This window comes from Streptomyces sp. NPDC002690, assembly GCF_053592415.1.
The window spans coordinates 1-11,995 of record NZ_JBSFVR010000231.1; the positions used below are offsets into that span (position 1 = coordinate 1).

Annotated in this window: 7 protein-coding genes and 1 pseudogene; 3 read left to right on the top strand and 5 right to left on the bottom strand. The window is 71.8% G+C overall.

What is annotated here, in order from left to right; genetic code table 11:
* A pseudogene (locus ACWD3D_RS24845) lies at positions 1 to 94 on the top strand (Dyp-type peroxidase domain-containing protein); the annotation flags it as partial.
* Between the two features lie 210 nt (positions 95 to 304).
* Here the strand turns inward: ACWD3D_RS24845 and pelF are convergent.
* The 5 genes from pelF to ACWD3D_RS24870 all read right to left on the bottom strand — a co-directional run bounded on the left by pelF (position 305) and on the right by ACWD3D_RS24870 (position 7,407).
* The gene (gene pelF / locus ACWD3D_RS24850) at positions 305 to 1,891 is read right to left on the bottom strand and encodes a GT4 family glycosyltransferase PelF (protein ID WP_451463013.1); all 1,587 of its coding nucleotides are present in this window, start codon (positions 1,889 to 1,891) and stop codon (positions 305 to 307) included.
* Between the two features lie 112 nt (positions 1,892 to 2,003).
* The gene (locus ACWD3D_RS24855) at positions 2,004 to 4,112 is read right to left on the bottom strand and encodes a hypothetical protein (RefSeq protein ID WP_451463014.1); all 2,109 of its coding nucleotides are present in this window, start codon (positions 4,110 to 4,112) and stop codon (positions 2,004 to 2,006) included.
* Positions 4,113 to 4,854: 742 nt separating this feature from the next.
* Positions 4,855 to 5,394 (bottom strand): protease inhibitor I42 family protein, encoded by a 540-nt coding sequence (locus tag ACWD3D_RS24860; protein WP_451463015.1) that lies wholly within the window; start codon positions 5,392 to 5,394, stop codon positions 4,855 to 4,857.
* Between the two features lie 177 nt (positions 5,395 to 5,571).
* Positions 5,572 to 6,009, bottom strand: a complete 438-nt coding sequence (locus ACWD3D_RS24865; protein ID WP_451463016.1) for an RbsD/FucU domain-containing protein — start codon at positions 6,007 to 6,009, stop codon at positions 5,572 to 5,574.
* 831 nt (positions 6,010 to 6,840) lie between these two features.
* A complete protein-coding gene (locus ACWD3D_RS24870) occupies positions 6,841 to 7,407 on the bottom strand; it encodes an MGH1-like glycoside hydrolase domain-containing protein (protein WP_451463017.1) in 567 nt (188 codons plus the stop codon).
* 216 nt (positions 7,408 to 7,623) lie between these two features.
* Between ACWD3D_RS24870 and ACWD3D_RS24875 the strand changes: the two genes are divergently transcribed.
* A complete protein-coding gene (locus ACWD3D_RS24875) occupies positions 7,624 to 10,956 on the top strand; it encodes a right-handed parallel beta-helix repeat-containing protein (protein ID WP_451463018.1) in 3,333 nt (1,110 codons plus the stop codon).
* A 45-nt stretch (positions 10,957 to 11,001) separates the two neighbouring features.
* Positions 11,002 to 11,937 (top strand): S8 family serine peptidase, encoded by a 936-nt coding sequence (locus ACWD3D_RS24880; RefSeq protein WP_451463019.1) that lies wholly within the window; start codon positions 11,002 to 11,004, stop codon positions 11,935 to 11,937.
* Positions 11,938 to 11,995 lie beyond the last annotated feature (58 nt).

Here is an 11,995-nt window from a genome sequence, read left to right on the forward strand (position 1 = left end):
CGGCCCGTCCTCCCTGACGCTCACCTTCGGCTTCGGCCGTACCTTCTTCGACCGGACCGGACTGGAGGAGCGGAGGCCCGCCGGGCTCGACCCGCCAGCATGCTGACGGCCTCCTCGTCGGGGTGGAAACGGGGAATCCGCAGGGCCATCGTGTGGTCCGCCGCCACGCGCCGCGCGATCCGGCGGGTGTCGAGGAGGACCGTGTGGTCGTCCGACACCTTGCGGACGCTCCGGCGGGTGTCGGCCAGCCGCATGGCGAGCGTCTCCTGCTCGGGGCCACCGGGTTCGAGGGATATCGGCCCGCTCATCCGGCCATGCTCCTCGGTCCGGTGGACACGGCGGAGCGGGTGCCCGTCGTGGTGCGGCGGTGGGCGCCCTTGGGCCGGGGCGCGGCCTCGGCCGGCTCGGCGGTCCCGTCGGCGCCCCGCGGATCGGCGTGGTGACGCGGGCCGAGGGCCGGCAGCTCCAGGTAGATCGCGCGGAAGGTGTCGACGGTCTGCCGCAGGGTGAACTGTTCGACGACCCGCAGCCTGGCCGCCTCCCCCATCGCACGGCGCCGGCCGGCGTCGCCGAGCAGTTCCAGCGCGGCGGCGGCCATCGCGGCCGGGTCGCGCGGCGGCACCACGAGTCCGGTGTCGCCGACCGCCTCCCGTACTCCGCCCACGTCCGTGGAGACGGTCGCCCGCCCGCAGGACATGGCCTCGATCAGGGTGAACGGGAAACCCTCGCTGATGCTGGAGAGCATGACGACGTTCCCGGCCGCGTAGGCGTCCTTGATGTCGTCGACGCGGCCTTCGAACACCACCGCGTCGCCGTGGCCGAGTTCGGCGGCCAGCGCCTCGCAGCGTTCCCGGTACGCCTCGCCGCCGCGCGGGGTGCCGCCGAACATCCGCAGCCGGGCGTCCGGCATCTTCTCGCGGACCAGGGCGAACGCCCGGATCAAGGTCTCCAGGTCCTTGATCGGGTCGACCCGCCCGGCCCAGCTCAGCGTGGGCCGCAGCGGTTCCGGTCCGGCCATCGGGAACGCGGCCGGGTCGACCCCGTTGTAGACGGTGCGGATGGACTCGGGGGCGGCGCCGCCTTCCTCCTCCCACAGCCGGTTGTACTGGTTACCGGGGGTGACGAGGGACGCCTTCCGGTAGGTCTCCTCGGCGAGCAGCCGGAAGAAGCCCAGCACGACCGCTTTCACCGGCCAGCGGTAGGGGGCGGTGCGGTAGCCGAGGTAGCGCTCACGCAGATAGACGCCGTGCTCGGTCAGCAGCAGCGGAACGCCGTGGCGTTCGAGGGCGGCGAGGCCGGGCAGGACCGCCACTCCGCCGCTGACCGCGTGCGCCACCCCGTGCTCGGGGGGCTCGGCGGACAGCGGGCGCAGCGCGTGTTCGAGGAGCGAGACGGCGGTCAGGGCGTCGTGCAGGCTGGGTTCGGACTCGCGGATGGTGAGCCCGGGCCGGTTCCACACCGACGTCAGGACGCCGATGGCGGTGTCGCCGCGCAGGAAGGGGCTGAGCATGCCGGCGGACGCGGCCCGCGCCATCGTGTAGAGGGCGGGTGCGAAGCCGCTCTCGGCTGACGGGTCGACGAGCGCGGCAAGGAACCGCTCCCACGCCTCGCAGAGCCGGGCCCGGGCGCGCCCGCGCGGGGCCCGCCCCTCCGGCGGGTCGCCCCACATCGGGACGGAGCTGACTCGCGACACCTGGGACGGCAGGTCCCACACCGTCGGTTCGCGTCCGGTGCCGGTGACGGCTATGACGTCGAAGTCGATGTCGGGCATGCCTTGGACGAGTTGGTCGCACCAGACACTGACGCCGCCGTGACTGTGCGGATAGGTACCTTCGGTGAGCAGGGTGACGTGCGTCGCGCCGGTACGGCGCCCGCCCTGTTGAACGTGCATCTCTGGGGCTCCACGGCCGAGGTGTGGGGTGGGTTCGAGCCGGTCCCGGCCGGTGTGATCGGCCGGGACCGGTGGCGCCTTGCGGCGGTCGGTCTCGGAGGAGGTGCGCGACCTACTCGGTGACACCCGCGGGAATCCTGGTCTCGGGCGCGGTGGAGGTGATTTCCACCGAGTCGGCAGAGGCGGGCGTTCCGGTCGCCGGGGCGGCCGGGGCGGGCAGCGTCAGGGCGAGGGCCGAGCCCGTGGACGCCGTCCAGCCGGACCGCTCGCCCGCGTAGGCCGTCCCGAACTCGGAGCCGCCGAGGGTGGTGCCGGCCGGCACGGTCGCGGTGACCTGGATGCCCGAGGGCGCCTGGACGGTCACGTCGCCACCGATGCGGTAGGCGGTCACCGTGCCGGCGGACAGGGCGCTCTTCCAGGCGGCGCGGCGCTGGAGCTCGGCGCCGATGTCCTTCTGCCGCAGGTTCACGACCGGGGCGGTGTCCGCGTAGAGCGCCCGGTACTGGGAGAGCACCGAGGTCAGGACGGGGTAGAGCAGGCGGTCCTCGGCCAGGTTGGACTGGTGCACGTAGTGCGGCCGGGGGTCGTTGCCCAGGACGTGGCCGAGGGCCTGGCGGCTCTCCAGCGGCACGATGTAGTCGTCGAATCCGGTGGTGGTGGAGAGCGGGGCGGCCAGGCAGGTGGTGGTGGCGGGGTTGTCGTCGCAGATGCCGCTGCCGCCCTGGGCCCGGCTGCCGTAGATGAAGTTGTACTCGTCGACCTCGTCGGCCTTCGTGCCCGCGTTGTAGTAGATGTTCAGCGGGTAGCGGGGGACGGTGAGCGCAGAGCCGACCTGGCGCTGTTGCGGGTCGCGGGAGTTGTCGGAACCGGCCCACTGGATGCCGTTGGCCGTGAAGGCCGGGGCGAGGTTCGGGTTGTCGACGGGCTGCTGCGGGGTGACGAAGAATCCGGAGTGCTCACCGGTGATCAGCTCGGTGCCGTCGATGGGCAGGCCCTTCGCCTGGCCCCAGGCGGCATTGGTGGAGATCTCGCTGGAGATCTGTGCCTGGGAGACCCACTGGGTGGAGCCGTCCGCGTTGGTCGCGCACACCCAGGGGACGACGGTGGTGTTCTGCACGCAGCCGAGGAACTCGTGCGAGTAGGTGTGGTTGACCCACCGGAAGTCGTCCTTGCCTGCGACCAGGGAGGTGAGCAGCGGGTCCGAGCCGTCGTGCTCTTCCTTGTAGTCCTCGCTGCCGAGGGCGTTGTAGGCGAGGTCGAGGGTGAAGCCGTTCGTCTCCTGCCAGGACGAGGCGTACTCCACGTCCGCGGGGGTCATGCGGATCGTCGACTCGGCGGCAGCGGGGTCCGTGCAGTCGACGTCGCCCGGCGTGCAGTTGTACGTGCTGTTCCAGCGGTCGTCGGCGGCGAAGATGTCGTCGACGTGGACCGCGAGGTAGTTGCGGGACGCCCCGAGGTGGATGCCGTCCGTCATCCAGTCGACGATGCCGCGGGCCAGCAGCTTGAACTGCTGCTGGTACTGGTTGTAGACGAAGCCGACGACCAGTTCGCGCCGTCCGTCGTGCCGGTACTCGCCCACCAGGGAGGCCCGGCCGGTCGAGCCGGGCACGGGGGCGTCCACGTACGTGGTGAAGTCGGCGCCCACCAGGGGTACCGCCAGGTAGCCGTAACTCTCGCTCACCGAGGCGTCGTTGTCCTCGAAGGGGACCGCTCCGTCGAGGTAGCCGAACGGGCCGGCCTTCCCCGCGTCGGTCACCCCCGCGGTGATGCCGTCGAGACTTCCGGCGTAGCCGCCGTAGACGTAGTACTGCAGACCGGCCTCGGGGCGCGCGTAGGTGTAGGCGTCGACCTGGGGAATCGCGTAGGTCTGCTCGTAGGCGGCCAGTGCGGCCATTTCCGGCCCCGTGAAGAACGGGTTGTCGTTGGGCAGGACCACTGCCTGGAACTTGGCTCTCGGGCGGCCGTCCACCGTGTCCGAGAGGAACGAGGCGTCGATGGTCGGCCTGGACGCGGAGTTCAGGTCGACCTCGGTGTAAGGGATGCCCTCGCCGTCGAGTTCGGCCTCCACGGCTCTGGTCGCCGGTCCCCCGTCGGTGACCACGAGCACCCTCAGGTCGATTCGGGGCGTTGCGGTGTCGGCCTGCGCCACTGTGGCCGGCAGGCCGAGCGCGGCGATGAGCGCACAGGCCGTGAGCGCGGCCGTGCGTATGGTCCGCTTCATGCGGTTGATCCCCTCCCCGGGCAGGGGTGGTCACGGCTCCAGGCACAGCCGTGGAGCAGACGCACCCCCTGGTGCGACGCCGGCGCCCCCTCAGAAGCCGGTCGTCACGCATCTGTCGCACCAATAGTGATGGCTCTGTGTAGCTTTCATGGTCATCCTGCGGAACCTGGCGGAAAAATGCAGGCGTCCACATGGTCGCGATCGACCCTTTCAGGCCTTTCGATGAGGACCGGGAGGCCCTGCCCGCCATGCGGAGAATGCGCTGTCTCCCATGTGACGCCCGGACCAACAGTCATACGGAAGGCGCCAGTCCGCCGTCGGCCACCGGCGGGGGCAGCGCCTGTCAACTCGATCCAGTACCGATCATTTTCAGCCAGTGGGAAAATCCACCTACACGGCCGGAGGTGGCGCCTCCGTATCCTGTGGGCGTCCTGTGAGAGAACGGAACCGTGCACCCGAACGGCGCACTCCCCGCACGCGGCGGACAGGAGCGGACGGACCGGCGGTCCGATGGCCCGAAGCGGCTTACGGCGCTCTTCGGCCAAACCGGGGAGACGGCACACCGCCGGGTCCCGGCAGGCCGAGAGCGGACGGCGCCCACGACACCCCCGGGCGGCCGCCTCGCACCGCCTCCGCGCGGGTGCCTCTATCCCCCGTGCCACGGCGATGACCACCACCCTCCAGGACGACGGGGCGGGCTCGCGTGGCACACGACCGGCCCCGGCCGGGGGCCCGCCGCGGTTCAGCCGACGGTGACGGTGTAGGTGACGCGCTCGGGAGCCGGGGAGGGAGAGGGGGACGCGTCCCCGGTGGTCACGGCGGCGGAGGGGGTGGTCGGCGCGGGGGGCCGTGTGGAGGTGTTGCCCCGGCACGTGGCGAAGGTGCAGTGCAGAAGGGTGAACCGGGTGGTCCCCCGGCCCTTGGCCTCGAAGGTGAAGGTGAGCCGGCCGCCCGAACCGGCCACGGTCTTCCCGCCGGAGTCCGACGCGTAGTCCCGGCCGCCGCTGACCAGCACCGAACTGTCGGGCTCAGGGCCGACCAGATACCAGTACTCGCGGGTGGACGGGTTCTGGTCGACGGTGAGCGTGAATCGCTCCCCCGGCGCGGCGGTGATGTCGGTGTCGTCGACCGGGTGGATCGAGGGACTCGCGGCGGCGCCGGCCGGTTCGCCGCCGTCGGAGCCGCACCCCGTGGCCAGAAGAACGAGGAGCGCCGCCGCCGCGATCGCGACACCGTTCCTGCCGCCGCGGACGATGGACGCCGTGCGCGTTGAGGAGATCACTGTCAAAGCCCTGCCCGTGTGGCCGCCGATGGGTCGCCCTGACCGACTCCGAGGGGCCGGGCCCCAGGGGTCGTTCACCGGAGGCATGTCAGCCTACTGAGCCACGGAAGTCGTCACGCGGGCGCCCGGAGCCGTCCTTCGTGCGGTCGGCCGCATGACGGACGGTACGGGCACGGGTCATCGTGCTGCCAGGGTCCCCTCCGCGCGGACGCCGATGGTCAGCAGCAGGTTGGCGTACGTACGGGTGTCCGCGGTGACGACCGCCAGTGCCACGTCCGGGGAACGGGCCGCGTCGTAGAAGGCGAAGCGGTCGAGCGACTCCACCGGCACCGGGCCGAGCCGGGCGCGGTAGTCGGCGATGGCAGCCGGCTCGGGTTCGCCCTCCGGCGGCACCATCACCTGGGCCGATTCGACGGGAACGGTCCGCAACAGCACGTCGAGCACCGGAGGGACGTCGAGGAGGCCGGGCGCGACGTTGAGGTGCACGATCCGGGCGCGCGGCCCGACAGCCGTACTCGCCGGGTAGTGCCCGTCGGTGAGCAGCACGCGGGCACCGTGTCCGGCGCCGGCCAAGGCCTCCAGCATGCCGGGGTGCAGCAGTTCGGTCAGAAGCACGGGTTCCTCCAGGGCGGGAACAGGGTGGATCGATGGAAAGAACGACGAGGTGTCGGCCGGGATCGCCGCGATCTTCGTCGGGGAGCGGCCACGGGACGCCACTCCCCCGGTGGCGGCCCCGACAGCCCGGCCCGCCGGTGACCGGTGGTCAAAACCGGAAGCCTCTCGCCCTTCGCCGCGGAACTCCCGGCGCTGCCGACACGTCGGCTGACCGATACCGGCGCCGAGAGGCCGGCGGCGGCCGTGCAGACGGTTCGGAGCTTCATGCGGTGACCTCGCGCTCCTCCCGGAGCGGGAGAGTTCCTGGGCTGCGGTCGAGTGGGGCCGCAACATAGATGGGATGTATGTAAAGCCACTGACAACGTTTTGTCCACTTGACTCGGAGTACTCCATCACTTCGAAGTTCGTTAACGGACTCTACCTAGATATCCATACCAAGATTCCTCATTCATCCCATCAGTTGCAGTCCGGGGCACCGGCTGAAGACCGGCATGCTCTGCGGCTCTCCCTCCGCCGTCTCACCCTCATGGAGCGCGGTGCGGTACTCCGTGGGCAGGGCGCACCGGAGCGGAACGCGGGGTGGCGCCGGTCAGCCGGACCGCTGCACGGGAGAGCAGCAGGCAGGCGCTCGCGGTCCACGTGCGGGCCCGGTCGCGGAGTCCCTGGTGGAGGGGCCCAGACAGGACCGCGCCGGTGAGCGTCGGCCTGGCAGTGGGGCGAGACGGGCAGTCCGGTGGCCAGGCCGTGTGTGGTCAGGTGCCGTTCGACATGTCCGGCAAGGTGCTCGGCGATGTCGACGGGCAGGTGTCCCCCAGGACGATCGGCATCAGGTCAAGAAGACCGTCGCTGCTCCGGGCCCGGGCTGCCGTCGGCGCCGCGGGTATGGAAGCGATCGCCGGTCCACAACTGTTCGATCATGGCCTGCTGGAGAGCGCCGGCCTGCTTGCGCCACTGAGCGGCCTCGTCGGTCCTGTTCAACAGACCTGCCAGCTGGCCAAGTTCGTGCAACCGGAGGACGAGGAAGGCCACGAGATCGGCGGAGACGATCGTCCGGGCGGGGTCGAAGGCGGTGGAGTTGCCCCAGCCGTTGTCCGTCCCGTGGTGGTAGTGCGGCAGTTTCTGCCCGGGCGCGCGGCGGTGTTCCAGCCAGAAGCGGGTCCAGCGCTCCACGCGGCCGTACAGGTGGGTGAGTTCGTCGATGGAGAGGTCGTCGCGGGCCGGGAGTCTGGCCAGGGCCCAGCCGTGGACGGGCGGCTTGACGAAGTTGCGCAGGATCTCGGAGTGGGTGACGGAGTCCGGTAGGGCACCGGAGGCGTCCTGGTGATCGAAGGGCAGGAGGAACTGGCCGAGGGCGAGTTCGGGGCGGCCGGTGAGCGCGTCGTGCGGACGAGGATTCATGATCCTCGTCCGCACGCGCGTTGTTCCGGCGGCGACGGACCACCGCAGGCGGCCGGGACGGCGCCTCCGAGCCCGGCGATCGGCCGCGTCCGACGGAAAAGGTGGTGGCCCGGCTCGGGCCGACGTGTCAACACCTGGTAGAGCCGTGCATGATGGGGCCGTCCGCACCCTGTCAAGGGCGATCTACGCCGTGAGTCTGCGAGAGATGGAGAGCGCGTGTCACGCCAGGTACTGACGGTCCGCCCCGACGGAACCGGCGGCTTCCGCACGATCGGTGAGGCGCTCGCGGGGGCGCGCAGCGGCGCGGTGATCAGCGTGGCCCCCGGGACGTACGAGGAGAGCCTCGCCGTCGGCATACGGGTGACCATCGTCGCCGAACAGTCGCGGGGGACGGTGGAGATACGCCCCCGGCGCGGCAGCGCGGTCAGTCTGCGCGCCGACGCCGTGATGCTCACCGATCTGGTGCTGCGCGGCGGGGACGAGGACGTGCCCGCCGTGGACGCGGTCCGCGGCCAGGTGGCGATGGACGGCTGCGAGGTCACCGGGTCCGCGTGGACGGCGGTCCTCGCCCGGGAGACCGGTTCGCTGGCGATGCGTGACTGCCGGATCAGCAACGGCGTGGGGGCCGGGGTGGTCGTCACCTCCGCCGTGGAGAGCTCCCTGGAGTCCTGCACCATCGAGCATCTGGGCACGTCGGGCGTGGTGATCGGGGAACGCGGCCGGGTCTCGGTGCGCGGCTGCACCGTGCGCGACGCGCGGGCCAACGGGATCCTGGCCAACGGCGACGCCCAGGGATCGGTCGAGGACTGCGACATCTCCTCCACCGACCAGCCGGCAGTCGCTCTGGAGGGCCGCTGCACCACGCGGGTCCTGCGCACGGTCGTCCACGACGTCGCGATCGGCGTGCATCTGACCAGTGCCTCCCGCACCGTGCTGGAGGACGTCAGGGTCACCGCGACCACCGGTCCGGCGTTCGTCGTCTCGCAGGGCAGCGACCCGTTGCTGCGCCGCTGCCGTACGGCCCGCACCGGGGGCAACGGCCTGCTGGTCACCGACCGGGGCCGCGGCACCTACGAGGACTGCTGGCTGGACTCCTCCCAGGCGCCCGCGCTGCGGGTGACCGGGTCCGGATCGCCGTCGCTGACCTCGCTGACCGTGCGGGACTGCGCGGCCACGTCCGGACTGCTGCTGGAGGAGGAGTCCACCGCCGAACTCGACCGGGTGGAGGTGGTCGACACGGCGGGCGCCGGTATCCGGATCGCGACCGGCGCCAACCCGATGATTCGCCGCACCCGGATCAGTGGCGCGGGCGGCAACGGCGTCGAGGTCGCCAAGGACGGCCGAGGACGGCTGGAGGACAGCGAGATCGCCAGGACCGGCGCGGCGGGCGTCCACGTGGAGAGCGCGGGCAACCTCTACGTCGGGGGCACCACCGTGCTCGCGCCGGCCACCACGGGCCTGTCCGTGGGCACCGGCGGCGCCCTCACGGTCCGCGACTGCGAGATCCGCGAGGCCGGAGCGGACGGCGTGCTCGTCGAGGCGGAGGGTGAACTGACCGGCACCAGGCTTCAGGTCGTCGGCGCCCCGGAGTGCGGCGCCGTGATCCGGCAGGGCGGGCGCGCCTCGCTCAACGGGTGCACCCTGGCCGGCAGCGGTAAGGACGGGCTGCGGGTGGAGACCACCCTGCCGGTGTCCGTCGTCAACTGCACGGTCCGCGACAACGCGGGCAGCGGCCTGGTCCAGTCACAGCCCGGCGACCGGCTGGCCGTCGAGTCCCTCACCACCAGCGGCAACGGCCGCCGGGACGCCTGGGGCTACGGCGAAGCCGAGGGAACCGACCCGGCCGGAACCGCGCCGGACGGCGTGGACGCGCCCGGGGAGAGCGGGCCGCTCGCCGAGCTGGAGGGGCTGATCGGCCTCGCCAACGTCAAGCAGCAGGTCCGCACTCTCGTCAACCTCACCCAACTCGCGCAGCGCAGAGCGCAGTTGGGCATGTCGGCACCGCCGATGAGCCGTCACCTGGTCTTCGCGGGCCCGCCCGGCACCGGCAAGACCACGGTCGCCCGCCTCTACGGCACCGTGCTGGCCCAGTTGGGCGCGCTGCGCTCCGGGCACCTGGTCGAGGTCTCGCGGGCCGATCTGGTCGCCCAGGTCATCGGCGGTACCGCCATCAAGACCACCGAGACCTTCAACAGGGCTCTGGGCGGGGTGCTGTTCATCGACGAGGCGTACACCCTGACCTCCGACAGCGGGCGTTCGGGGCCCGACTTCGGGCGGGAGGCCGTGGACACCCTGCTGAAGCTGATGGAGGACCACCGCGAGGACGTGGTGGTCGTCGCCGCGGGCTACTCCGGGGAGATGCAGTCCTTCCTCGGCAGCAACCCCGGTCTGGCGTCCCGCTTCTCGCGGACCGTGGAGTTCGAGAACTACACGGTGCACGAGCTGGTCGCGATCATGGAGACCATGTGCTCCCGGCACCAGTACGAGCTCGGCGAGGGCACCGGCGCGGCACTCGCCGCGCACTTCGAGCGCATGCCCAAGGACGCCACGTTCGGTAACGGCCGTGCCGCCCGGCAGGTGTTCGAGGAGATGGTCGACCGGCAGGCCGTACGACTGGCCGCACAGACCGAGGTGAGCGAACGGGACCTGAGCCTGCTGGTCCCCGAGGACGTGGGGATACAGGTCCCGGCCGGCCCGCACGGGGAGGCGGGCGAGCCGGACCGCGGTGACGCCCTGTCCCGGCTCGGCGACATGGTGGGGCTGGCGGCCGTCAAACGCGATGTCACCGACCTGGTCAACCTGTTGTCGACCGCGCGGCGGCGGGAGGCTGCCGGGCTGCCGAGTCCGCGGATCAGCCACCATCTGGTCTTCACCGGCCCGCCCGGCACCGGCAAGACCACCGTCGCCCGCCTCTACGGCGAACTGCTCGTCTCGCTCGGCGTGCTCCCCCAGGGCCAGCTCGTCGAGGTGGCGCGGGCCGACCTGGTGGGCCGGTTCGTCGGCCACACCGCGCAGTTGACCCGCGAGGTCTTCGAACGGGCCCGCGGAGGGGTTCTGTTCATCGACGAGGCTTACACGCTCACACCGGGAAGCGGCTCCTCCAGCTCGGACTTCGGCCAGGAGGCCGTGGACACCTTGCTGAAGCTGATGGAGGACCACCGTGACGAGGTGGTCGTCATCGTGGCCGGCTACACCCGGGAGATGGAGTCCTTCCTGGCGTCCAACCCGGGTCTGTCGTCCCGGTTCTCCCGGCGTGTGGAGTTCGCCGACTACACCTCCGACGAGCTGGTCACGATCGTCCGCATGCACGCGGACGGTTCGGGCTACGAGTGCGGACCCGGCGTCGGCGGGCTGCTGCGGGAGTACTTCGACTCCCTGCCGCGCGACCGCTTCTTCGGCAACGGACGGCTGGCCCGGCAGGTCCTGGAGTCCATGATGACCAGGCAGGCGGGCCGGGTCAGCGCCATGGCCGCACCGGGCCTGGACGACCTGCGGCTCCTGCTGCCCGACGACGTGCCCGGGGTGCGGTCGCCGACGCCTCGGGGGTGAGGGGACGGCCGCTCGCGTCCGGCGGCTGCCCGTAGGATGCGGAACATGTCTCGGCGCTCTCGTCTGGCCCATGTCCCCCACCCGGCACGGATGTTGACCGTGTGCCTGTGCCTGGGAACCCTGCTGCCGCTGGTCTGCGGGCCCGAGGCGTCCGCTGCGGACGACACGCCGGTGCGGCTGCCCGTGATGCCCGCGCGACTGGACGCCGACGCGGTCTGCACCAGCGCCTCCGCCCAGCGGGCCACGACCGTGCCCTGGGAGCAGCGGAGTCTCCAGCTGACGCGCACCTGGCCGTTCTCGGACGGTGCCGGGGTGACGGTGGCGGTGGTCGACACCGGGGTGTCCACGACGGCGTCCGCCCTGTCCGGCCGGGTGACCGCGGTGGGTCCTGCGGGTCAGGACTGCGTGGGGCACGGGAGTTTCGTCGCGGGGCTGGTCGCCGCGGCCACCGTCGACGGGGTGCGGTTCGCGGGGGTCGCTCAGCGGGCGAGGATCCTCGCGGTGCGCGGCACGGACGAACGGGGTACGGCCACGGCGCAGAGCGTCGCGTCGGGAATCGCCGCGGCGACGGCGGCGGGCGCCGACGTGATCACCGTCTCGCCGGCTCTGGTGCGGGGGTCGGACGGCCTGACGGAGGCCGTCGAGGCGGCCCTCGCGAAGGGCGTGACTGTGATCGCGGCGGCCGTGCCCGACCCTCCGGCGAAGTCCTCGGCACAGGACGAGGAGCCGGCTCCTCGGGACTACTGGCCGGCCGCGCTGCCCGGTGTGCTGTCGGTGCTGGACGTCGACGCGCAGGGGCAGCGTCCGGACGACGCCCTGCTGCCACGCTCAGCCGACCTGACGGCGCCCGGTGACGGAGTGGTCGGGATCGGTGCGCGCGGCAACGGGCACTACATCGGCTCGGGTGCCTCTTTCGCCGCCGCGTACGTGGCCGGGGCGGCGAGGCTCGGTTCCCGGGCGTACGGGGCGGTAGCCAAGTAGTTCATCGGCAGCTCTGCGCGGCGGCTGCCGCAGCACGAGCAGGTGAATCCGGGGTTGC

Bases quoted from the DNA above. Each gene is read 5' to 3' on its own strand.
- pelF (WP_451463013.1), bottom strand. From the start codon at position 1,891: ATGCACGTTCAACAGGGCGGGCGCCGTACCGGCGCGACGCACGTCACC.
- ACWD3D_RS24880 (WP_451463019.1), top strand. From the start codon at position 11,002: ATGTCTCGGCGCTCTCGTCTGGCCCATGTCCCCCACCCGGCACGGATG.
- ACWD3D_RS24870 (WP_451463017.1), bottom strand. From the start codon at position 7,407: ATGAATCCTCGTCCGCACGACGCGCTCACCGGCCGCCCCGAACTCGCC.
- ACWD3D_RS24855 (WP_451463014.1), bottom strand. From the start codon at position 4,112: ATGAAGCGGACCATACGCACGGCCGCGCTCACGGCCTGTGCGCTCATC.